At 33.7% G+C, this 22,303-nt stretch carries 21 protein-coding genes; 12 read left to right on the top strand and 9 right to left on the bottom strand.

Features of this window, described 5'->3' with window-relative positions; translation table 11 throughout:
• The first annotated feature begins 8 nt into the window (after positions 1-8).
• Positions 9-887: a MaoC/PaaZ C-terminal domain-containing protein gene (locus HGP29_RS23310; RefSeq protein WP_168884866.1), complete on the top strand. Its 879-nt coding sequence runs from the start codon at positions 9-11 to the stop codon at positions 885-887.
• On the opposite strand, the gene HGP29_RS23305 is transcribed toward HGP29_RS23310, so the two are convergent.
• Positions 873-1,394, bottom strand: a complete 522-nt coding sequence (locus tag HGP29_RS23305; RefSeq protein WP_168884865.1) for a GNAT family N-acetyltransferase — start codon at positions 1,392-1,394, stop codon at positions 873-875. The two genes, HGP29_RS23310 and HGP29_RS23305, sit on opposite strands and share 15 nt — an antisense overlap.
• A gap of 138 nt (positions 1,395-1,532) precedes the next feature.
• Here HGP29_RS23305 and HGP29_RS23300 point away from each other — a divergent pair, with 138 nt between their 5' ends.
• The 3 genes from HGP29_RS23300 to HGP29_RS23290 all read left to right on the top strand — a co-directional run bounded on the left by HGP29_RS23300 (position 1,533) and on the right by HGP29_RS23290 (position 4,030).
• Positions 1,533-2,318: a tRNA pseudouridine synthase A gene (locus tag HGP29_RS23300; RefSeq protein WP_168884864.1), complete on the top strand. Its 786-nt coding sequence runs from the start codon at positions 1,533-1,535 to the stop codon at positions 2,316-2,318.
• 474 nt (positions 2,319-2,792) lie between these two features.
• On the top strand, positions 2,793-3,698 hold the full coding sequence (locus tag HGP29_RS23295) for a hypothetical protein (protein ID WP_168884863.1): 906 nt from the start codon (positions 2,793-2,795) through the stop codon (positions 3,696-3,698).
• Positions 3,698-4,030 (top strand): tRNA-binding protein, encoded by a 333-nt coding sequence (locus HGP29_RS23290; protein ID WP_168884862.1) that lies wholly within the window; start codon positions 3,698-3,700, stop codon positions 4,028-4,030. Before HGP29_RS23295 ends, HGP29_RS23290 begins: the two co-directional genes overlap by 1 nt.
• A gap of 39 nt (positions 4,031-4,069) precedes the next feature.
• Here HGP29_RS23290 and HGP29_RS23285 read toward each other — a convergent pair whose 3' ends face one another.
• Both HGP29_RS23285 and HGP29_RS23280 read right to left on the bottom strand, forming a co-directional pair.
• The gene (locus HGP29_RS23285) at positions 4,070-4,390 is read right to left on the bottom strand and encodes a DUF3467 domain-containing protein (protein WP_168884861.1); all 321 of its coding nucleotides are present in this window, start codon (positions 4,388-4,390) and stop codon (positions 4,070-4,072) included.
• 7 nt (positions 4,391-4,397) lie between these two features.
• The gene (locus HGP29_RS23280; RefSeq protein WP_168884860.1) at positions 4,398-4,652 is read right to left on the bottom strand and encodes a hypothetical protein; all 255 of its coding nucleotides are present in this window, start codon (positions 4,650-4,652) and stop codon (positions 4,398-4,400) included.
• A gap of 311 nt (positions 4,653-4,963) precedes the next feature.
• Between HGP29_RS23280 and HGP29_RS23275 the strand changes: the two genes are divergently transcribed.
• The gene (locus HGP29_RS23275) at positions 4,964-6,580 is read left to right on the top strand and encodes an ABC-F family ATP-binding cassette domain-containing protein (protein WP_168884859.1); all 1,617 of its coding nucleotides are present in this window, start codon (positions 4,964-4,966) and stop codon (positions 6,578-6,580) included.
• 177 nt (positions 6,581-6,757) lie between these two features.
• Complete coding sequence (locus HGP29_RS23270; protein WP_168884858.1) at positions 6,758-6,937, top strand: hypothetical protein; 180 nt, start codon at positions 6,758-6,760, stop codon at positions 6,935-6,937.
• 44 nt (positions 6,938-6,981) lie between these two features.
• Here HGP29_RS23270 and HGP29_RS23265 read toward each other — a convergent pair whose 3' ends face one another.
• Entirely contained in the window at positions 6,982-7,542 is a 561-nt protein-coding gene (locus HGP29_RS23265) for a 1-acyl-sn-glycerol-3-phosphate acyltransferase (protein ID WP_168884857.1), read from the bottom strand.
• 196 nt (positions 7,543-7,738) lie between these two features.
• Here HGP29_RS23265 and HGP29_RS23260 point away from each other — a divergent pair, with 196 nt between their 5' ends.
• Positions 7,739-8,575 carry a PstS family phosphate ABC transporter substrate-binding protein gene (locus HGP29_RS23260; RefSeq protein ID WP_168884856.1) on the top strand — a complete coding sequence of 279 codons (837 nt, stop codon included), beginning with the start codon at positions 7,739-7,741 and terminating at the stop codon, positions 8,573-8,575.
• 14 nt (positions 8,576-8,589) lie between these two features.
• Complete coding sequence (locus HGP29_RS23255) at positions 8,590-11,142, top strand: SpoIIE family protein phosphatase (RefSeq protein ID WP_168884855.1); 2,553 nt, start codon at positions 8,590-8,592, stop codon at positions 11,140-11,142.
• Positions 11,143-11,165: 23 nt separating this feature from the next.
• Here HGP29_RS23255 and ruvC read toward each other — a convergent pair whose 3' ends face one another.
• On the bottom strand, positions 11,166-11,741 hold the full coding sequence (gene ruvC / locus HGP29_RS23250; RefSeq protein WP_168884854.1) for a crossover junction endodeoxyribonuclease RuvC: 576 nt from the start codon (positions 11,739-11,741) through the stop codon (positions 11,166-11,168).
• 134 nt (positions 11,742-11,875) lie between these two features.
• The gene (locus HGP29_RS23245) at positions 11,876-12,274 is read right to left on the bottom strand and encodes a hypothetical protein (RefSeq protein WP_168884853.1); all 399 of its coding nucleotides are present in this window, start codon (positions 12,272-12,274) and stop codon (positions 11,876-11,878) included.
• Between the two features lie 449 nt (positions 12,275-12,723).
• Between HGP29_RS23245 and rsmG the strand changes: the two genes are divergently transcribed.
• From rsmG to menD, 3 genes are read left to right on the top strand one after another with little or no spacing between them, the layout of a single operon-like run.
• On the top strand, positions 12,724-13,362 hold the full coding sequence (gene rsmG / locus HGP29_RS23240; protein ID WP_168884852.1) for a 16S rRNA (guanine(527)-N(7))-methyltransferase RsmG: 639 nt from the start codon (positions 12,724-12,726) through the stop codon (positions 13,360-13,362).
• Between the two features lie 5 nt (positions 13,363-13,367).
• Positions 13,368-14,342: a polyprenyl synthetase family protein gene (locus HGP29_RS23235; protein ID WP_168884851.1), complete on the top strand. Its 975-nt coding sequence runs from the start codon at positions 13,368-13,370 to the stop codon at positions 14,340-14,342.
• Positions 14,343-14,359: 17 nt separating this feature from the next.
• Positions 14,360-16,057, top strand: a complete 1,698-nt coding sequence (menD, locus tag HGP29_RS23230; protein ID WP_168884850.1) for a 2-succinyl-5-enolpyruvyl-6-hydroxy-3-cyclohexene-1-carboxylic-acid synthase — start codon at positions 14,360-14,362, stop codon at positions 16,055-16,057.
• A 79-nt stretch (positions 16,058-16,136) separates the two neighbouring features.
• Here the strand turns inward: menD and HGP29_RS23225 are convergent, their stop codons facing one another.
• Positions 16,137-16,979 carry a 1,4-dihydroxy-2-naphthoyl-CoA synthase gene (locus tag HGP29_RS23225; protein WP_168884849.1) on the bottom strand — a complete coding sequence of 281 codons (843 nt, stop codon included), beginning with the start codon at positions 16,977-16,979 and terminating at the stop codon, positions 16,137-16,139.
• 475 nt (positions 16,980-17,454) lie between these two features.
• Between HGP29_RS23225 and HGP29_RS23220 the strand changes: the two genes are divergently transcribed.
• Positions 17,455-17,757: a hypothetical protein gene (locus tag HGP29_RS23220; RefSeq protein ID WP_168884848.1), complete on the top strand. Its 303-nt coding sequence runs from the start codon at positions 17,455-17,457 to the stop codon at positions 17,755-17,757.
• Between the two features lie 62 nt (positions 17,758-17,819).
• Here HGP29_RS23220 and HGP29_RS23215 read toward each other — a convergent pair whose 3' ends face one another.
• Positions 17,820-18,485, bottom strand: a complete 666-nt coding sequence (locus tag HGP29_RS23215; RefSeq protein ID WP_168884847.1) for a DUF2461 domain-containing protein — start codon at positions 18,483-18,485, stop codon at positions 17,820-17,822.
• Positions 18,486-18,648: 163 nt separating this feature from the next.
• The gene (locus HGP29_RS23210) at positions 18,649-21,951 is read right to left on the bottom strand and encodes a glycoside hydrolase family 38 N-terminal domain-containing protein (RefSeq protein ID WP_168884846.1); all 3,303 of its coding nucleotides are present in this window, start codon (positions 21,949-21,951) and stop codon (positions 18,649-18,651) included.
• Positions 21,952-22,303: the final 352 nt, after the last annotated feature.

Here is a 22,303-nt window from a genome sequence, read left to right as displayed (position 1 = left end):
AAAACTCTATGAAAGTCGATAAATCATTATTGCTTCAACAGAAGCCGATGTTGAAAATTGTGGGTAAAACATTTTTACAAACAATATTACCATTCTTAGCTAGTAGTAAGAAACATGATTTATTGCCACAAGAAACATTACTAAATCCTCCATCAAAGAAACTTATTGAAAGTTATATTACTTGGAGTGGTGGTATTGCCGGAAATTATGAAGGAATATTACCTCCGCATATCTTTAGCCAATATGCTTTGCCTTTTGGATTAAGCTTATTAGAAAAAACTCCTTATAAATTGGCAAAAGTGATTAACCAAGGTGTAGATATCAAGGTTTTAGGTGAGTTAAAAGATAACCAACCCATTTTTGCTAGAACGGAGATTGTAGATATAAAAGAAGACAATGGAAGAGCAAGGGTACATCAGAAATTGGTTGCTGGTGTTGATTCGTCTTCAATCGCTTTAGAAGTACATTTATATACGGCTTTTATTATTGGCAAACGAGAAAAGAAAAAAACGAAAAGGGAAGAAGTAGAAAAGAATTTAATTGAAGTAGGAGAGTGGAGTGTAGCCAAAAATGATGGGTTTAATTTTGGCGTACTTACAGGGGATCTGAATCCATTACATTGGGTGGATGTTATCGCTAAGGCAACACCATTTAAAAGTACAATTTTACATGGTTTTGGACAATTGGCTAAGACTTACGAACTCCTTCAAACTAAAGAAGGGAAAATGATATCTGATATTAGTATCAAATTTATTAAACCTGTTAAACTACCAAATAGAGGAGTTAAGGTTTTACGTTCTGAAAGTGTTGACGCCAACAACAGATATCACTTAGAACTTCAAGATCAAAAAGGAACAACTTTAATGGTAGGATCATTCTGCTACTAAGTTGTAGACACTATTTAGTAGGGTTTCTTTTACCATATCAAACCCCGTATCTTCGATTTTTATAGGCCAAGACATTAATCTCATGTCTACTTCCCGACCATTTTTTTGTAGTGGAGGTTGGACAAAATGAGTAGCATTATAATGAAAGTCACATTGCTCATAAAAAGAGATACGCTTCTTTTGTAATTCATTGCTTGGAGCTTCAACTTCAAGAATAATACAGTAATGTTTGTACATCTGTGTAAAGTAGCTCATGATCTTCTTTCCAAAACCATTTCCTCGGGCTTCTTCAGCAATCGCTAAGTATTCTATATATACGAATTTATCTAATACTCTAAAGGCAATGAGACCTACAATATTATTGTCAATTTCGATTCCTTTAAATTGAAGTTGACCATGAGATATCAGTTGGAGTATATCTTTTTGTGAACGCTGTTCATCAAGTGGGAAAGAGGAAGTATAAATTTCCCATAGTCTGTCAAAATTTCCATCAGTTATAGTAATCATAGTGAATTAAATATAAGGTTTATATTATTGAACGATTGATTAGTTTTTTAGTTGGTTAATGATTTTAAATAGTTTGTTTAAGATACCATGCTATGTGAAATAATTCTGATAATTTTGGTCATCAAAAATCAAAAAATTATGAAAAATAAGAGACATAATTATTTAATTGAGGTTCAGTATGTTGGTTACAGGTTTCATGGGTGGATGATCCAGCCTGGCTTCAAAACGGTTCAAGGCATGATTAATAAGACCATTAATTTTGTATTGGGTGGAGAAGTAAAATTTAAAACTTTGGGAACATCCAGAACTGACACCTATGTTTCTGCTAATCATTCTGCATTTGAGCTGTTCGTATGGAAAGAGTTAGATGAAGAAGAGTTTTTTACATTATTCAACCATAATCTACCTCAGGATATCAGAGCATTATCTATAAAAAAAGTGGATGATAAGTTTAATATCATTCAAGACCCAAAAACAAAAGAGTACCAATACTTATTCACTTTTAATGAAAAGATCCATCCCTTTTGTGCTCCCTACATGGTGAGTATTCAACATGATCTAGATTTAGAATTAATGAAAGAGGGAGCAAAGTTATATGAAGGGACTCATTATTTTGGGAGATTTTGTAAGCATCCCAAAGAAGGGGTTAGTCTGGAAAGAACGATTGATTATTGTGAGATAAAAGAAAACCATCATATTACAGCCTCTTTCTTTCCTGAAAAGAGCTATATCTTCTATGTACATGGAAAGGGTTTTATGAGAAACCAAGTAAGGCTTATGATAGGGACTCTGTTTATGTTAGGAAAAGGAGAGTTAACTTTAGAGGATATCAAAAAAGCATTAAAACCATCAGAAGATAAAACTCAGTTGGGGTATGTAGCTCCAGCCTCAGCATTGAACTTACATAAGATCACATTTGAGTAAAAACAAAAAAAGTTATCCACATCGCGGATAACTTTTTAATTCCTTTAATAACCCAAAAACTATTTCTTATTGCTGCTTTATGTTATAAATATAAGGGGAATTTATTGGAACTTCCAAAGTTTAAGGTCGAATTATTCATGCATTAGAGGTGTGATCAGTGTTATGAGTAGTTTTTGAATTTTTAAGAAAATTTGGTTAATAATATGAAAATATGAAGAAATAATATAAATATACAGATACTTTATCTTGTCTTCAATAATATTATTTGTCATAACTTAATATTTGTAAAATTAAATTTGATGACATTTTTATTGATTTCATTATAAGTTAAAATAAGTTAAACAGTGACTTTGATCATTAAAAAATGCAGCAAGGTGTAATTTTAAAAAGTCCATTTTTCTAAAGTATTTTGAAAGATGTATATTACAGAAAACTAAAAACATGCATCAATTTTAATACTAAAAGAACAAATCAATGGTTAAGTTCATTATTAGACTTTTTCTAGTTTCATTTCTTATACTAATAGGGATATTTGGGTATTTTTTCTTTGCTGGTGAGATAAAAAATACGCTTCAATTTGATGAGGATCGATTTGTGAGTATCCAGAAATTTATCAAGCAAGGTAAGATTGAAAGTTTACAACAAGCAAAACTTCAGCTCAATGTTATATCAAGTGATTTCAAACAAGATAGTGTTGTTATACTAACAAATCAGTTGAACGAAACCGCAATGGTACAAGCGAAAGTATGTTTGTCCAAAGAATGGTATGGAGCCTGTAAAGAATACTTAAGTTTAGTATCGGCAGATTATAAACCCAACGAAGTGGCAGGGATAAGAAGTAAACTTGACAAGGCTCTTATCGAAAAAAATGTAACCAAAACGAAAACTTACCTAAAAGAAAGGAACCTAGATAAATCTAAGGTCTATTTTGCTAAAATTGATTCTACTTACAACAAAAAGAAAAGACAACAATTAGAAGATAAAATCTACCTTCTTGAAAACGAATTAAAACTCGAGGAAGTAGAAAACCTGATCGATCAAAAGGAATTTGATGATGCTAGAGATAAAATTGCTGAGGTTGATGAGAAGTTTAACCGTAAAATGGTCGCTGAATTATCAGAGCAAATAAATCAGAAAGAAAAAATTGTCAACCTATTAGATGATGATGGTTCAATTATCGCCTTTGTTGATGAATTTAAGACTTCTATGAACGACCCAGCTTCTTTTGAACATATTGAAACAACAGTATTTGAAAAGGGAAAATATCTTCAAGTCAGTATGGAGTACCGTGAGGTAAATACTTATGGAGCTAAAGTTTTAAACAAGGTGGAAGCAAAATTAAATGAAGATGGTTCCATCAAAAAAATAATAAGGAAATAATGATTGATTGGAATGATTTCTCAAAGGTAGATATGAGAGTAGGGACAATCATTGAAGCCGAAGTGTTCGAAGAGGTAAAAAAGCCTGCCCTGAAAATTAAAATAGATTTTGGGCCAGAAATAGGAATTAAAAAAACATCAGCTCAGATTCGAGCCTTATATGAACCAAAGGATATAATTGGGAAACAAGTAATAGGAGTGGTTAACTTTCCTCCAAAGCAAATTGCAAGTATTATGTCTGAAGTATTGTTACTGGGGGCTTTAGGAGACGGACAGGATGTTATATTACTCACCACAGATAAACCAGTAAAAAATGGTTTGCCAGTGAGTTAATAAAAAAGGGACACCTTAAAATGGATGTCCCTTTTTTATTTATTGAGGATCTTGGTTACTTAAACCAAAATTCATTGGAAACTTAGGAGCTTCTTCAGTTTTACCTATTGGGCCAAACTGTGCTTCATATTTCTTTAGATTATCCTGTAATGCCATATATAATCTTTTAGCATGCTCAGGAGTAAGAATAATTCTAGATTTTACCTTAGCTTTTGGAAGACCTGGCATCATACGAATAAAGTCAATCACGAACTCACTGTTTGAGTGTGCGATCATGGCTAGATTTGCGTAAGTACCTTCAGCAACTTCGTCGCTAAGTTCAATATTAATCTGATTTTCAGGTTTTTTTTCTTGATCCATCTTTTTCTTAACTTTTATCTTCTTTAGCTAATAAATAAGCACCAGCGTGTAGCATCTCGTAAATTACATAATAGTAACCACCTAGGGGATGGTCTTCATCATATTTATCACTTTCGGCTAACATTTCAAAAGCAGCTTCAATTACTCTTTCTCTATATTTACCAGAGACAAATTCTTTAGTAATTTTTGCGGCAGCTTCATGCTCAGACTCTTTAGAAAGGTCTTTGTACTTTTTTATTAATACTTCAATTTGCTCATTCATATGGCAATTTAGGTGTTTGAAATTGATTAACCCAAGTTTACCACTTCAAAACCTTATAAAATTTATATTTTAAAAGGGTTACAGATAACATAATCTACATGAATAATCTTGGTTTAGTCTATTATTAATAAGGATTATACTAAGAATTATATTCTTTTGAAGGGGCCGTTTTTACATAATATTGTCAGTCTGAATTTATTGACTAAAAAAAATAATTACATTTTATTCAAAAGTATTTGTACCTCAAATTTTTAAACCAAAGGACAAAAACATACTTTTGCACCAATATTTGAATATCTCATAATTATATAATGATTACAGTATCAAACTTAGGCGTTCAATTTGGTAAACGTGTTTTATTCCAAGATGTCAATCTTAAATTTACTGAAGGTAACTGTTACGGTATTATTGGTGCCAATGGAGCAGGTAAGTCGACTTTCATGAAAACTCTATATGGTGCACAAGATCCTACTAGAGGAAGTGTATCTATTGGTAAAGGTGAAAGACTTTCTGTTTTAAAACAAGATCACCACGAATTTGATGATTGTACAGTGTTGGATACTGTTATGATGGGTCATGATGAATTATGGGATATCAAAAAAGAGCAGGAAACACTTTATGCTAAAGAGGATTTCAATGAGCAAGATGGTATTCGTATTTCTGAATTGACAGAAAGATTCGAAGATCTTGATGGTTGGAACGCAGAATCTGATGCAGCCAACTTATTAAGTGGCTTGTTTATCTCAGAGGACTTGCATTATCAAACAATGTCAAACCTTAGTGGTAAGCAAAAAGTACGTGTTCTTTTAGCACAAGCATTATTTGGTAAGCCAGATAACTTATTACTTGATGAGCCTACCAACGACTTGGACCAAGAGACAATCTCATGGTTAGAGGATTACTTGGCAAACTTTGACAGAACGGTATTGGTAATTTCCCATGACCGTCACTTCTTGGATTCAATCTGTACTCAGATTGTAGATATCGACTTCCAAAAGATTTCATTGTTCTCTGGTAACTACTCATTCTGGTACCAGTCATCTCAATTAGCATCGCGTCAGCAAGCACAACAAAACAAGAAAGCTGAAGAGAAAATCAAAGAATTGAAAGAATTCATTGCTCGATTCTCAGCTAACGCCGCTAAATCAAAGCAAACAACTTCGCGTAAGAAGATGTTGGAGAAATTGAACGTTGAAGAAATTCAGCCTTCATCAAGAAAATACCCTGGTATTATCTTCACTCCAGAAAGACAAGCAGGTAATAACATCTTAGAAGTAGAAGGCTTAACGAAGTCAATTGATGGCGACGTAGTTTTCAAGGATGTTGAATTCAATATGCAGAAAGATGATAAAATCGTTTTCATTTCTAGAGACCCTAGAGCGATGACGGCTTTATTTGAAATCTTAAACGAGAATGACACAGATTATGAAGGTGAATTTAAGTGGGGTGTTACAATCACTACGGCTTACTTACCTTTAGAGCATGGTGAATTCTTCGAAAATGACTTAAACTTAGTAGATTGGTTAGGTCAATATTCTCACGATACTTCAGAAGCATTTATCAGAGGTTACTTAGGTAAAATGTTATTCTCAGGTGAAGAAATTTTCAAGCAATCATCTGTATTATCAGGTGGTGAAAAGATGCGTTGTATGATGTCGAAGATGATGTTGTCAGATGCCAACTGCTTGATCTTAGATTCACCTACCAACCACTTGGACTTAGAGTCGATTCAAGCGTTGAACAACTCATTGATGAAGTTCCCTGGAAATATCTTAATGTCATCACATGACCACGAGGTAATCCATACCGTTTGTAATAGAGTAATTGAATTAACTCCAAATGGTATTATCGACCGTCATATGCCTTATGATGAGTACATCAATTCAGAACAAATTAAAGAATTAAGAGAGAAGCTTTACGCAAAGTAAAGCTTCTTTTCTAAGAATATATCAAGCCATTCTGTCTACACAGGATGGCTTTTTTATTTGATTTTATTCTCTTTAAATACCTTAATGAATTGTATAGGTTGTTAAGTATAATGTCACAATGTTTCAGAAGTGTGTCTATAGATAAAGATTTATACGAATACTAATTTTAAACTACCGATGAAATTCATTTTTAAGTTATTATTATTGATCATGACATTCACTTTTGTCTCATCTTGTCAAGAAGAAGACCCAACTCCAGATGAGGAGTTTGACTTTAGAGATGATCCAAACGATCCAGATGATATTTATTATCCTTACAATGTTATTGAGGAAGAAGAGTCTAAGACATCTAACTAAAAATAAAGAAGGTTGCATATTCTTAAGAGTATGCAACCTTTTTACTATTCGATTTCTTCTTTTCTAATTCCTTTTTCTGGGTGTTTTCCTACAAAGTTATAGAAGAAGCGTTTGATTCTTATAATGTCATCATCCACATTACCCGTCGGTATGAAACGTTCACCAATAACCACTCTCTTCGTCTTAAAGCACATGCCTGCCATAACAATCGGAACCTTTGCTCCATTTGCAATGTGATAAAACCCTGTTCTCCATTTTGGATTATAAGAGCGAGTGCCTTCTGGTGTTACAGCAATAATTAACTCATCTCTTTTATTATACTCTTCAATTGCCAAATCAACCAATCTTGTATTGCCTTTTTTTCTGTGAACAGGAATTGCTCCTAATTTTAATAGAAACCATCCTAACGGCCCAACACATAAAGAGCTTTTGATAAAGAATTTCGATTCAAAACCTAGAAGCTCTCTTGCTGGAACACCCACTAAAAAATCCCAAAAACTGGTATGAGGCCCCACTACTACTACACATTTTTTTACATCCTCAGGAACCGTCCCATCGATCTTCCACCCAAAAAGTTTAAACAACCAAACCCAAAGAGATTTCATTTCTGTTAATATTGAATTAATGTAATTACACGTCTTAAAGTAACAAAAATACCGTTTTTAGCTAAAATTTTTACTTTTTTATCTTCCAATAGTGCAATTAGTGTACTGAAAACATCAATAAAACGTAAACTTTCCTTCTTATTAACTTAATATTTATAGCCCATTTTTGTGATGAACAACAAACTATACTAAGACAATGAATCTTAAATTATCTCGTCAATTCATTACTACGATTATCTTATTACTCCTAAATGTTCAATTTACAATAGCACAGAAGGATACTTTAAATGGTTTAGGCAGTGATACAATGCTTCCATTAATGGCAGCTTTAGCGAGCAACTATGGTACTCCAGAAGAGCAAGTACTAGAGGTTGAAGGTGGTGGTAGTTCATTAGGGTTTAAAGGTCTTGATGAATATCAAGCAGAGTTTGCCCTATCATCTAGAAAAGTAAGATCAAATGAGAAAACTGATATAGAGAATAATTATGATCAATTGATAGAAAAAGTAATCGCTTACGATGCTCTGTCTATTATTGTTCACCCTTCCAATCCGATCAACAAATTAACGATGAAACAGTTGAAAGGGATCTTTACTGGAGAAATTAAAAATTGGTCAGAATTAGGAGGAGAGGATTTACCTATACAAGTGGTAACGAGAGATCAATACTCAGGAAGTTATGGGTTTATGACATCAGTTGTTATTCAATCAGAAAAATCACCTGCCGATGTAAAAGAGGTTCACTCCAATGCAGGTGTTGTTGATAAAGTTAGCAAAATTCGAGGTGCTATTGGGTATTGTGGTATCGCCTATGTAGAAGAAGTGGTACAACCGCTATCTATCAGCTCCCAGCCATCAAATTTTGTCTATCCATCTTTTAGAAATGCATTAAATAAGCAATATCCACTTTCTAGACCACTGTACCTCTATTACAGAGGTTCTGATAAACGAAAAGTACAAGACTTTGTCAATTTCGCATTATCAGATAAAGGACAGCAGATAATTGCACACAAAGGGTATATCCCAGTATTATAAATCATACTAGCTATATGAAACTTACTCCTCAAAAACGACAAGCAAAAAGTATCAAAACTAGACTGATTTGGTCTTTTGCGGCAAACATTGTTATTATCTTTTTATTGTTTGTAGTGTATGCTTCAATTAGAAATATTACAATCAATGCAGAGCAAGTATCAACGGATTTAAGTTGGATGACTTCTAAAATTCAAGAAGTAAAATCGGATCAAAAGTCATTTTTATTGACAGAAACGATCAACCCTAAATTTTATGAGTCTAAAAAGAACAGGTACATCACTAGTCATAAAGAAGCACTTGAAGCAATTGACGAAAGATTAGAGAAGATGTATGTGAATTCTTATGTGCAAGATGCAGACATCATTCCTAGCCTTAGAGAATTAGAGAAATCATTAGCTGTTTACAGAGAAAGTTTCGATACTTTGATCCATGTGCAATTGGAGCGAGGCTTCAAAAGTTATGGTACGGAAGGTGAAATGCGTAGATCTATTTATAGTGTAATGAATTCAGGCTATGATTTAGATCAAGTAAAGATTCTATCTCTAAGAAGACATGAGAAAGATTATATTCTAAGAAAGGATAAGCGTTATGTGTCTAAATTAGTAGATGTTCTTGACGATTTAAAAAGTGATATCAATAGAACTGTTAGAGATAAATATGGAAAAGTATTCATTATTGGTGCTTTGGAGAAATACAAAACGAACTTCTTGAAATTAGTATCATTGGATGAACAACTAGGCTTTTATGGTAAAACAGGAATTAAAGATAACCTGAACGATCAGTTAGCTAGAGTAGAAGATCAGCTAGTGAATATCAATGAAGTGATTAAAGAATATGATCAATATTGGAAAAGGTTAAACATTGTGGTCTTAATCTCTTTTGCTCTAACGATCCTAACAGTAAATGCACTATTACTTTTCTATTTATTAAGCAGATTAGGAAAGCCAATTAATTTACTTTCGAAATCTATACAAAAAATTGTAGAAGAAGACTTCCAAGGAGAGCTATATACTATTAAAACTAAAGACGAACTAGGTGATCTATCAGATGATTTCAATTTCATGATTAATAAAATGAATGAAAGAAGAACTGAGATAGAGGAACAGCAAGTTGAACTTACGGAGACATACGAAAAGATTGATCAGATTCGTCAGATTGGATCTAAATTAAGTAGACACTTGAAAGTAGAAGGTATTATTCAAGAGTTCTATCACTCTTTACTGAATACACTTGATTTTAGCTCTTTCCTAATTGGTATTCATCAAGATGGTATTATGCATTATCAAGGCTTTAGTGCAAGTGGTGAGAAGATGGCTTTCTCAAGAAATCTTTCAGAATCTACACATTTAGGAGTACAGTGTTTCGAACGTCAGGAACCGATCATTTCTAATGATTATATGAATTCTAATGAGTTGAAACACTTCTTACCAGTATTAACGACTGAAAAAATTAGCTCATTAATTTATCTTCCTTTGATTTCTTCATCAAGTAAAATTGGTGTTTTAGCAGTGCATAGTGAAGATGTTAATGCATTTTCAGATGTACAGATCAATATGTTGGGTAGTATTGTAGTATATGCAGTAAATGCATTAGATACGGCAATTAACTATCAGAATATGGAAGAATTGGTGGATAGAAAGACCGTTCAGCTTCATGATCACAGGAATCAATTAATGGAGAAGAATGCATTACTTGAAGGTGCCCTTGAAGAGCTAGAGGTGAAAAACCAACAACAAACAAGTAGTATTCAATATGCCAAAAGAATCCAACAGGCCTTGTTGCCCAATATATCTTTAATACGATCTAGGTTTGACGATGCTTTTGTATTCTATAGACCTAAAGATATTGTAAGTGGTGATTTTTATTGGTTTGAAGAAAAAGGAGACCTTACTTATATGGCTGTAGCAGACTGTACAGGGCATGGAGTTCCTGGTGCTTTTATGTCGATTTTAGGTAGGGAAATCCTATCAAACCTTATCAATACACAAGAAATAGTTTCACCTGGCAAATTGTTGGATGAGCTACATGTTCGTATTCGTATTGTCTTGAAACAGGATAGAGTGAATAATAAGGACGGCATGGATATCGGTATGTGTGTCATCAATAAGAGAACAAATGAGTTGAAGTTTGCTGGAGCACATCACCCTCTATATGTAGTGAAAGAATCTGAAGAAGTAAATACGATTGAGACTATCGATGGAAACAAACAATCTATCGGAGGTCACCTGTTCAAAAAGAAACAATATGAACCTTTTAAAGAACATGTGATTGATCTTAATAATTCTCCTGAAATACTTTCATTCTATATGTCTTCAGATGGTTACCAAGATCAGTTTGGGGGAGAAGAAGGACGTAAATTCTACAAGAAATCGTTTAGAAACCTTATGACTGATATTGCTAAAAAACCAATGTATGAGCAAAAGTCATTGATTGCAATGAAAATTGATGAATGGATGGGTGCAGAACACAAACAGACGGATGATATTCTTGTTATTGGTTTTAAACCTACAAGACCAAGGTCAACAACAATAGATTTTTCATCCATCGATGAAATATTAAACGTATAAAGCAATGGCCTCGATAAGTTGATTTATCGGGGCTTTTTTATTTTTGAGATTCGATTGGGGTTTTCTTTTAAAAAAGCATTCCATGATTTCGCTTTATTGATATTGTTTCCTTTCTGATACGCATGGCAGACAGCTACACCTAATGCATCAGTAGCATCTAGTAGCGTATTGTCATCTATCTTAAATTTCAACATACTCATAAGCATATTGGCCACTTGTTCTTTAGAGGCATTGCCATTTCCGGTTACAGCAGCTTTTACTTTTTTAGGAGCATACTCTGTAATAGGAATATCTCGAATAAGTGCTGCCGACATGGCAACTCCTTGAGCTCTACCAAGTTTTAAAGCAGATTGAATATTCTGACCAACAAAAGGAGCTTCTAATGCTACTTCATCAGGTGCATATTCATCAAGAATACTAATGATGCGTTCATGGATTTTTCTAAGTTTTATCGCATGGTTAGCATATTTTTTCAAGTGGATCACACCATACTGTACCAAACTAAGTTTTGAACCCTTAGCCAATATAAGTCCATATCCCATTTCTTGCGTTCCGGGGTCAATTCCTAATATCAGTTTCTCAGTAGGCGTACTCTTCATTTGTTTGATTTTGATAGATGGTTGAGTAGCCAAAAATAGACAAAAAAAATGGGATCTCCGACCGAAGATCCCTTACAGCTGTTTTTTGCAACTGTGAACAAACCACCCAAAATTATTAATGACTCAATTTCTTTTTATGCAACCTTCGATGCATTTCTCTGCCAAACAGTTGCTTCCTCTGGTGTTTCAAATATTTTTAATGCTATACTTGGTTCGTTTTCTAATAGATTTTCTAAGTTAATTACAGAGAAACGGGTAAAAGGGTCACATTCATCTTCAATGATAATTCCAAAGTTTTTTACTTTTAATAGGTCAAGTTTTGGTAAAAACCAGCTTACAATCCAAGGGTTAGAACTCATCCAACCTGATTCAATAAACCTTGCGTCTAATACAACAATTTTAGGTTTTTTGGATTGAACACTTTTTAAAGACTCTTCTAAGAACTCAGTGAATTTTGTTGGTTGGAAAAATCCACGCATTCTGATAGTCATTACTCCTGTTCTGCTATTTATATCTGTGGTAAAGTTGGTCATATACAATAGGTCATTAATTCGAGTAATTGTTTGCCCTTATTACACCGCTCCGTCTTTTTTTGTTCATTCTAAATGTACAGGTAGACGTAATGAAAATACTAAAAATGAAAAAAATCTAATTTTATTAGAATAGGAATATATGGAGAACTCGAACGAAAATATGATTAATCAAAGTGACATTGTAACGGAAAGAAGTAAAATTAGATTTGAGTAGATATTCTAAGAAGAATCTGACATTGTAGTATTATTTCAAGGAAAATAGGAAGAATATGATCCTTAATCTGAAAAAAATAGAAAATGTATTTAAAGGAATTGGAAAAAGTTAGGGGTACATCAGTTAAAAATATTAGTTTTGGAAGATATTTGAGAAAAAGAGATGTGAAAACATCTTCCTTAAATATTTAGTAATAAAAGTAATCACTAAGGCAGAAAAAAAGATACTTCATAGAATGGCTAATATTGATATCTTATTAAAGTATTTTCCAGATTTAACAGATGTACAAAAACATCAATTCTCACAACTTCAAGATTTATATGCGGAGTGGAATGAGAAAGTAAATGTAATTTCTAGAAAAGACATTGAAAACTTATATGAACGTCACATACTACATTCATTAAGTATTGCAAATGTGATCCAATTTAAGCCAGGAAGTGAAATTTTGGATGTAGGTACTGGTGGAGGTTTCCCTGGTATACCTTTAGCGATTATGTTCCCAAAAGTGAAATTCCACCTTGTTGATTCTATTGGGAAAAAAATCAACGTAGTGAACGAAATTGCAAAAGCAGTTGGGTTAACTAATGTTGTAGCAGAACAGGTAAGAGCAGAAAAAGTGGATGGCGAATATGACTTTGTAGTTTCTAGAGCAGTAACTAGAATCGACGTTTTATATCGTTGGGTTAGAACAAAGGTTTCCCACCAACAAGGTCATGAGTGGAATAATGGAATTATCTGCTTAAAAGGTGGTGATCTAACGGAAGAATTCTCAAAGCTTAACAAGAAAAAATATAAGCTAATGGATATGTCGGATATGTTTGAAGAAGATTTCTTCGAAACGAAAAAAGTAGCCTACGTTCCGATAGCAAGATAGAGGATATGTCAAAAAAAATACACGACTTCCAGCGTCCTGTGCAAGAGCATATGCTCAAATTTGAAAAGAAGTTCCGTCAGTATATGAAATCTGATGTGGCACTTCTTGATAGAATTATGAGCTACATTGTGAAAAGCAAAGGTAAGCAGATGCGTCCAATTATGGTGTTTCTTACCGCAGGTGCAACTGGTGAAGTTCAAGACCAAACTTACAGAGGAGCAGCTCTAATCGAATTACTACATACTGCCACACTAGTACATGACGACGTTGTTGATGATGCAGATTATCGTCGTGGATTCTTCTCAATTAAAGCACTATGGAAAAATAAAACTGCTGTATTAGTAGGTGATTACCTTTTATCTAGAGGGTTATTACTTTCTGTGGATAATAGCGATTTTGATCTACTACGTTTTGTTTCTACTGCAGTAAAAGAAATGTCTGAAGGTGAGCTGATGCAAATTGAAAAGGCTCGCCGATTAGATATTACAGAGGATGTTTACTTCGAAATTATTCGTCAGAAAACAGCAACATTGATTGCTGCTTGTACAGCTGTTGGTGCTTCATCATCAGGAGCTTCAGAAGAAGTGATCAAAAAGATGCATAAAATGGGAGAGAAGATTGGTATCGCTTTCCAAATTAAAGATGATCTTTTTGATTATGGTACTGATGAAATCGGTAAACCATTAGGTATTGATATTAAAGAAAAGAAAATGACCTTGCCTTTAATCTACGCATTAAATAATGCTACTTGGTTAAAGAAAAAAGAGATTATTTTCAAAATTAAAACTCAGAATACAAACCAAAAGGTTGTACGAGAGATTATAGAGTTTGTAAAGTCTTCTGGTGGTTTAGAGTATGCAGAAAAAACAATGCATGAATACATCAAACAAGGTAGAGATATCTTGGATGAACTTCCAGATTCTGAATATAAAGCAGCTTTACACCAATTAATCACTTACGTTGTAGAACGTAAGATCTAACTCTAGACAACTTTAAAATGAGTCAACACCGAAAGGATTTATTAGTTGAAGTCGGACAATTTGTAGAACAAGTTTACCAAATGGGTGTTAGAGAAGTGGTATTATCGCCAGGGTCTCGTGTCGCTCCATTGGCATTGGCATTTGTTCGTCACCCTCATATAAAAACTAGAACCGTTAGTGATGAAAGATCAGCTGCATTTATTGCACTGGGTATAGCACAGCAAACTAATTCTCCCGTTGTTATAGCATGTACATCTGGAACTGCAGCATTGGATTATGCTCCAGCAGTGGCAGAAGCTTTTTATCAACGTATTCCACTTATTGTACTCACCGCCGATCGTCCAACAGAATGGATAGATCAATGGGATGGACAAACTATTCGACAACAAAATATATTTGGGGGACATGTTAAAAAGTCATTCCAAATGCCAGTCGATTTAACTCATGATGAAGCAAAATGGTATAGAAGAAGGATAGGCGCTGAGGCTTTACAAAAAGCACTTGATTATCCTCAAGGCCCTATACAAATTAATTGGCCTCTAAGAGAACCTTTTTATCCTGAGGAAGGTGAGGAGTTTGTCTATGATTCGGAGAATGCTAAAGCTGTTAAGGTAATAAAATCTGAAACTTACCTTGATCAGGATACTTGGGAAGAAGAAATACTTCCAATAGTACAGTCGGTTAAGAAGATTCTTATTGTGGCAGGGCAAGGACAAAGAGAAGACTCAATAGTAGAGAGTTTTAATCAATTAAATATTCCTGTAGTATCTGATATTATTTCCAATTATGGAAATGCTACTTCGGCAATAATTCATCAAGATGTTTTTCTTAAGGCAGAATGTATTGAAGCACTACAGCCCGATGTGTTAATCACTTTTGGGATGTCTGTAATTTCTAAAAACTTAAAGCTCTTCTTAAGAAAGAATCCACCAAAATACCATATACATCTTCAAGAAGGAGGAGAGGTTCCAGATCCTTTTATGGCTTTATCTACAGTTGTCCGTTCAACTCCAGATGCTTTTTTTGATCAACTATCTGAATTAGAGTTTGATGAAGAGTATTTAGAAGAATGGAAAAGTGCAGATGAAAAGGTAAAAGCCAATAGAATCGATTTCTTTGAACTACTTACTTTTTCTGAGTTGGAGGTAGTCAACCATTTATTATCGGAACTACCAGAAAATTCAGTACTGCATTTGGCAAATAGTATGTCAGTAAGGTATGCTAACTTTTTAGGGTTAGAACGAGATGATGTTGATGTTTATGCCAATCGAGGAACAAGTGGTATAGATGGAAGTACTTCTACTGCTATCGGACATGCTATATCAGATCCAGACAGAACACACTTCCTATTGACTGGAGATCTGGCATTCTTTTACGATAGAAATGCTTTCTGGAATAACTATTTACCTAAAAACCTTAAAGTGGTGTTATTAAATAACCAAGGAGGAGTAATTTTTAGGATGATCGATGGCCCTACGAGACAACCAGAATTAGAAGAATACTTCGAAACTCATCAAAGAACATCAGCCAAATTCTTAGCAGAAGAGTTTCAATGTAAATATTGGGAAGCAAATTCTAGAGAGGAGTTTTATTTCTCATATGATAGTTTCCTAAATGAATTGGAGAACGTCAGTATCTTTGAAGTGTTCACAGACAAAAATATTAGTAAGAATACCTTTAAAGCATTCAAAAGAGAAGGTTTATATTCCAAATAAAATATTCTTTCAATAAAAAAAGGGCGTTAATTGACCAATCAATTAACGCCCTTTTTTGTGTTATATCAATACTATTATATCATGGAAACTTAGGGAAAGTTGAGAAGTCTCGTTTTCTCTTTTCTAAGAAAGCATTTCTTCCTTCAACAGCTTCTTCCGTACCATAAGCTAATCGCGTAGCCTCACCAGCATATACTTGTTGGCCTACTAATCCATCATCGATTAAGTTGAAACCAAACTTAAGCATTTTAATTGCCGTAGGGCTCTTTGTCATAATTTCTTGTGCCCAATCGTATGCTACTTGTTCTAATTCTTCATGAGGTACAACTTTATTTACCATACCCATTTCATAGGCCTCTTGGGCAGAGTACTCAGCTCCTAAGAAGAAAATCTCTCTTGCTCTTTTTTGTCCTACCTGACGTGCTAGGTAAGCGGAACCGAAACCACCATCAAAACTAGCAACATCAGCATCTGTTTGCTTAAACTTCGCATGTTCTTTACTTGCAATAGTCATGTCACAAACTACATGTAAACTATGACCACCACCTACAGCCCATCCTGGAACTACAGCGATAACAACTTTATTCATAAAACGGATCTGACGTTGTACATCAAGAATATTAAATCTATTGATGCCGTTAGAACCTTTATATCCTGTATTTGATCTAACGCGTTGGTCTCCACCAGAACAGAATGCCCATCCACCGTCTTTTTCAGAAGGACCTTCACCTGTAATAAGTACTACACCAATTTCTTGGCTCTCATGACAAATAATTAAAGCTTCCCATAATTCATCTACAGTCTTTGGAGTAAATGCATTTCTACATTCCGGTCTATTGAATGCGATTCTAGCTACACCATTTAATGACTTAAAGGTGATTTCCTCGTATTCTTTCTCAGTTTTCCATTCTAGTTCTGCCATTCCTATTTTGTTTGTATTCAAAGTTCCACAAATGTAATAACTATCACTCATACTTAAGTATACCTTTAATCATTTTTCAGTTTGGTTTTTGAAAATTGTTATATCTATATATAGGGAACTTTTTAAGAGTAGTAGCAACAGGTTGCGATCCTTATTGAATTGTAGTAGTGAAACATAGTTTTATACAGGAATATCGCTGTAAGTTTATATTATTCAGTAGTTTATGTGATTATTTCAAGAATTAATTTAACATTATAAATCTACTGATTTAATAGAGTGGTGGTAAAGAATATGAATTATCCGTTATTAGTTGTTGGATTATTTCAATAAAATTAGCAATTATGGTATTTTGCACAGTGTTAAGTGAAGAAATATTTGGAGGAGACCAAAAAAAATTATTCCTTTTGATTACAAAGCATCACTAAATTTTTCTACTTATTAAAGGAATTGTTATAATTCTAAGATCCATCGAAGAATGAAAATTATCAGAGCAATTAAACATTTTTTAAATGGTAACGAACACAACGATTTGACTACTACTGTAACTGAATCTACTACAACAACAAATCGTTCTACCATGAATAAAGCTTATTATGATCTCTTAAACCAAAGAATAATGCGTCGTCAGGATAATTTGGTTAAACTTCAAAGAGCTGTAAAAGAAATGCAGACTACTTTCAAAGAGAATCAGACAAACGCTTCACATGTTGCAAATATCGCAGCACTTAATGCCATGCTTGACATAGAAGAGCAAGAATTGGCAGAAGAAATTTATTAAATAAAAAGGCCGATAGTGAAAGCTATCGGCTTAAATTTTTTATGAGTAGTAGTATTTACCCGTTACATCACGCTTTCCCCATTTAAATCTGTCGTTAAAACATCCGTCATATAATCGAAGAATGGTCTTAAAGCTAGGAATGTAGAAATAATTTCATCTTGGAATGTAGGTGATAAAACTTCTTCGTTAGAGAATTTTCTAATCGCGATAAACTGTTTCTTACGAATAAGGTCTATTGCAGGATCTTCTTTACTAAAACCTTTTGGAGCTGTTTTTACTTCATCACCTTGTAGTGTCCCAAAGTTCTTTACGAATACAGGATCATTAATGATTCCTCTCATCTCGTCTGCACCAAACTCAAATTCTTGACGAATTCTTTTTAAATCATCTTTGTTGGGGCCATAAAATCCACCACCAACCATAGAATTATTATTTTCGATATGTAGAAAATATCCTCCTCTTAACTGTGGTTTCACTCTAGAAAAATAACCAGAGAACCATGTTTTGTAAGGAGTTTTATCTTTGGAGAATCTTACATCGCGATAAATTCTATAGATTTTATGAGCATCAATTTGGTCCGTTTGATTCAATTTTACTTGAAGTTCATTGAACAACTCTTTCATCGTTCCCAAATGTACCTGATATTCCTTTTTATGTTCAGTAAACCAATCTTTTTGGTTGTTTTCCTTTAATTCGGAGAGAAAGTCTAAAAGTGATGTAGTGATCATATAGTTTTTCTAATTTGAAATAGGAATATAAGCGTTGTTTTTATAAAATTCTAAATCTGACAGTAACTTTATAATAATTCAAGTTGATTAGAAACCATATAAAAAAGCCCATTTAAAGTAAATGCTTTAAATGGGCTTTTTTTGTGAAATAATTCAACAATAATTATTTAGACGATACTTTGCTGGTTGTTTCAATTAGTAAGAAACGAATACCCCATCCGGTAATATTTTCTTTTTCTGAATATTCAGATAGCTGATCTCCATGGATATTAGAAAGAGAAATAGATTTCACTTTATCCGATTTTTCCCATTCTAAAATATGATCTGCAGCTGAGGCATTTAATAAGGTAACCAACACTTTGTTTTCACCCATTGGTCTAGATGCCGTTACCAAAATATGCTTTGATTTTGGTGTGATTAATCCAGCAAAACTTTCACTTTGAGTTTCACTAATTAATAATGGCTGAGAAACTTGAGTACTAAAACGTTTCGCATCACTAGAAACATAACTACCATGTGGTTTCAATACAAACCTAAAGGAATGCCATCCTTCTTGACTTGCTTTATAATTTGTCTCCCAATAATTATTCATCAGGTAAGCATAAATAGTCTGTGTAGGTTTTACTTCTTGAACCCAACCATAAGATAATGCATCTGTAGTAATTTCACCCAACTCAATCATTGGAGCATCAGGAGAAGCCCATGTGATACCATGGTCTATGTTTGAAACATCTACATAGCGTTGTACAGTGAAGTAGTTTTTACAAGAACCATCAAGTTGTTCTTTTTCCGGAATATATTCTCCAAAAGGAACATCAATTCTAACAGTTCCATTTTTTACATTAAATGGGAAACCAATATGAACTCCTTCTGGATCATAAACATTACTTTTATTGATCTGATTATCAATCTCAATTTCATTACTGTAAGCATTAATCTTAAAGAATCTCACCCATTCTTCTGTACCAGGAGCTGATGAAGCAACTTTTAAAACCGTAAGAAGATCTCCCGATTCAACGATGTCAATTTCAATATTTCCTTTTGTAGTTAGTGGAGCCTTAGGATTTCTACCCGCTACATAGTAAAAATCATTCAGTCCTTTAAGTGTGCTTTTATCAACTAATTCTTTCTGTCTTTTCTTATCAAATAATGAAACAATAGTACCATTAACTTGGTCAATATTTAATTTGATGTCTTTATTCTCAATGGAAGAATTTGTTGTGATAAGTTTCTCTACTGTGTAGGCATCTCCTTCTTTTACAGTCAATGATTTTGTTGAATAGGCAGGCATATTTTCAATCCAAACAGCTAATTCTCCATTATTTAATCTTTGTGATGGGAGTTTTTTCCCAGTCTCATCAATGACTAAATCACCATTTTTTGATTGTTCTTTTGATAAATAAATTAGATTAGATCTTTCCCAACTCAACGTATTGGTAACCTCAATACCGCTAGATGCTTTTTTAGTATTTAATGCCAGTTCCAATAGCTCACTAGCAATACTATCCGCTTTTAAGGCAAAAGATTGTTTTACTGCCCATTGAGAATGAACAAAATCTGCTTCTGGTTCTGAAATTGAATTGTAAGCTCCCCAAGTATGTTCATTGTATAATAAAACATATCTCCATGCTTGCTCAAAAGTTTCGTTAGGAATATCACTATTATTTAAACTTAATAAAGTCATAGCTTGTGATAACTTTTCAGAAGCATTTCTAACTAAAGTTGTTTCTTTGGAAGTTGATCCAGCACCATCTTCCCAATAAGGAGTGAAATCTCCCTTTACTACAGGTAATTCATCTCCAAAACGTTTTTCAAACGCCTTAAATGATTCTGTTGTCGTTGATAGTACTACTCTTGGAGTTTCATAAGTTTCATTCCATTGTTTTACTGTCTCTGAAATTCCCTGATCTACTGGACCATTATCAGAACCTACTGTATATCTTAATGTTGTGATATCATAAGGGTAGTTTCTATCATTTAATTCGTTAAGGTAATCAAAGACAGATTTTGGAGTTAATAATACCTTTAAATCTGTAAAACCTAGACCAGTATGAAAGTGTGAGTAACCTTTTTCATGTACCCAAACCATAATTTTTTCTTCTCCAGATAGAGAACTCCAGTAGAAAGGACGATCACCCCAGGTAGAAATCGTTCCGCCGATTCTATGGAATACGTTGGTACCCGCAGATAAATATTTTACACCCGAATGTGCTAAAACAGGTACTAACCCCCATGTATAACCTGGTACGTCGGTAATCATTGCAGACTCTAAAGGAACACCCACTTCATCGGAAACTTGTAATGCATCAAAAGTAGACTCGACTAGCTCCTGTGGGTTAGATAAGCCTGTAAGCATATTTCCATAAAGACCATCTAGTTCAATCGAGCCATTTTTTACCGCTTTAAGAAATGCTTCTTTTTTCTCAGGAGTTGTGTTTTTAAGGTAGCTTTCAACAGCCCACATCACTTCTACAGACCATTTAAACTTAGAATCTTCTGGATAATCGGCTGTTTTCTCACTCATCATAACAGCATCATCTAAGTTTTGCCATTGCATTTTCTCCACTTCATCTTGTGTATGAGTATACCCAATGTCAACATGAGAATGGTGTAAGAGATAAACGTCATAAGGCTTAACTGGAGTAAGTGTAATCTCTCTTTCATCTAATACCTTTTTGCCAACTTTAACTGCAACATCAACGGTTGTATTTTCAGTTACTTTGGGCACTTTGATTCTGAAAACATTGGCACCTACATTTAACGTTACTTTTTCCTTTTGTTTTCCTGCAGTTATTACTGCATTCGTTGGGTTTCCATAATGAAGTATGGTAGTTCTTAAAAGCTGTTGTGGTCCTTTAGAGGATTTTACTACGGCAGGTTCTTGTTTCCAGCTGACATTGCCATCAACACCATATTTAAAAAGCATCATCCAACTGGATTTACCAATCGTTGGAGCAACGATTTTCATACGGATAGGTTGGTCTTTTGGTAAATCTTCTGCTTTGATTTTTAAGAAGCCGTAACCAAATAAATCGCTATAAGCGTCAATCATAGTTCCTTTAAAAGTTAACTTAGATTGATTTGGACCTTCTGTAATAACATCTTGTAGGATGCTTTCTTCAGGGGCAGTAAATGTGAAATATTTTTTATCGTTGATATAAATATCGTAGCTGTATTGTGCTCTATCAATATCAACACCCATAATTACTCCATATTCAACAAACTCCCCCTTAAAAGAAGAAGGTACAGCTTCTGCTTCCCATTCCATCACTTCTTTTCCGTTTTCACAACGTACGAGCATGGCTTGGTTGGCATCTTCTTGTGGAGACTTGTAGGGCATAATATCCCCATGGAGATAATTGGTATATCCTTTTAGGAAAAGTTGGTTCTGAGCTGATATTGGACCGATAATGCTCAAATGGAAGATTAATATCATCCACCAGTTCTTAGTAATAAGTTGATTCATTTAACAATCGTATTTAGTTGTAGTAAGGTTAGTGAATTGTTTCACTGGTTATTTATATAGTCAATGGTAAAGGTCAGTAATTTTGTGTTTATTCTACATTTATTAATTGTTAAACTACAATTGTTAACAATCGAAGAATCAACCGATTGCAATTAGTAGTTTATCGAATCAGAATTATCAAATTCGATATTTTTATTGTACTGAAAATAAGTGATTTACTTTCTTGAGTTTTTCTAGGATTAATGTATAACAAACAAATTGTTGAATATGTTAATAACCTAGTATAGAGATAAATATCCTATTTGATAATGATTATGTTTTTTACATTGTAATAACATTTATATTAGTACTC

Source organism: Flammeovirga agarivorans, assembly GCF_012641475.1.
Taxonomy (GTDB): domain Bacteria; phylum Bacteroidota; class Bacteroidia; order Cytophagales; family Flammeovirgaceae; genus Flammeovirga; species Flammeovirga agarivorans.
The sequence above is the reverse complement of the archived record's forward strand: the minus strand, read 5'-3'. Positions and strand labels throughout refer to the sequence as shown.

Bases quoted from the DNA above. Each gene is read 5' to 3' on its own strand.
- HGP29_RS23210 (WP_168884846.1), bottom strand. From the start codon at position 21,951: ATGAATCAACTTATTACTAAGAACTGGTGGATGATATTAATCTTCCAT.
- HGP29_RS23215 (WP_168884847.1), bottom strand. From the start codon at position 18,485: ATGATCACTACATCACTTTTAGACTTTCTCTCCGAATTAAAGGAAAAC.
- HGP29_RS23265 (WP_168884857.1), bottom strand. From the start codon at position 7,542: ATGAAATCTCTTTGGGTTTGGTTGTTTAAACTTTTTGGGTGGAAGATC.
- HGP29_RS23280 (WP_168884860.1), bottom strand. From the start codon at position 4,652: ATGAATGAGCAAATTGAAGTATTAATAAAAAAGTACAAAGACCTTTCT.
- HGP29_RS23220 (WP_168884848.1), top strand. From the start codon at position 17,455: ATGAAAATTATCAGAGCAATTAAACATTTTTTAAATGGTAACGAACAC.
- HGP29_RS23225 (WP_168884849.1), bottom strand. From the start codon at position 16,979: ATGGCAGAACTAGAATGGAAAACTGAGAAAGAATACGAGGAAATCACC.
- HGP29_RS23285 (WP_168884861.1), bottom strand. From the start codon at position 4,390: ATGGATCAAGAAAAAAAACCTGAAAATCAGATTAATATTGAACTTAGC.
- ruvC (WP_168884854.1), bottom strand. From the start codon at position 11,741: ATGAAGAGTACGCCTACTGAGAAACTGATATTAGGAATTGACCCCGGA.
- HGP29_RS23290 (WP_168884862.1), top strand. From the start codon at position 3,698: ATGATTGATTGGAATGATTTCTCAAAGGTAGATATGAGAGTAGGGACA.
- HGP29_RS23295 (WP_168884863.1), top strand. From the start codon at position 2,793: ATGGTTAAGTTCATTATTAGACTTTTTCTAGTTTCATTTCTTATACTA.
- HGP29_RS23255 (WP_168884855.1), top strand. From the start codon at position 8,590: ATGAAACTTACTCCTCAAAAACGACAAGCAAAAAGTATCAAAACTAGA.
- HGP29_RS23270 (WP_168884858.1), top strand. From the start codon at position 6,758: ATGAAATTCATTTTTAAGTTATTATTATTGATCATGACATTCACTTTT.
- HGP29_RS23275 (WP_168884859.1), top strand. From the start codon at position 4,964: ATGATTACAGTATCAAACTTAGGCGTTCAATTTGGTAAACGTGTTTTA.
- HGP29_RS23260 (WP_168884856.1), top strand. From the start codon at position 7,739: ATGAATCTTAAATTATCTCGTCAATTCATTACTACGATTATCTTATTA.
- HGP29_RS23235 (WP_168884851.1), top strand. From the start codon at position 13,368: ATGTCAAAAAAAATACACGACTTCCAGCGTCCTGTGCAAGAGCATATG.
- rsmG (WP_168884852.1), top strand. From the start codon at position 12,724: ATGGCTAATATTGATATCTTATTAAAGTATTTTCCAGATTTAACAGAT.
- menD (WP_168884850.1), top strand. From the start codon at position 14,360: ATGAGTCAACACCGAAAGGATTTATTAGTTGAAGTCGGACAATTTGTA.
- HGP29_RS23245 (WP_168884853.1), bottom strand. From the start codon at position 12,274: ATGACCAACTTTACCACAGATATAAATAGCAGAACAGGAGTAATGACT.
- HGP29_RS23300 (WP_168884864.1), top strand. From the start codon at position 1,533: ATGAAAAATAAGAGACATAATTATTTAATTGAGGTTCAGTATGTTGGT.
- HGP29_RS23305 (WP_168884865.1), bottom strand. From the start codon at position 1,394: ATGATTACTATAACTGATGGAAATTTTGACAGACTATGGGAAATTTAT.
- HGP29_RS23310 (WP_168884866.1), top strand. From the start codon at position 9: ATGAAAGTCGATAAATCATTATTGCTTCAACAGAAGCCGATGTTGAAA.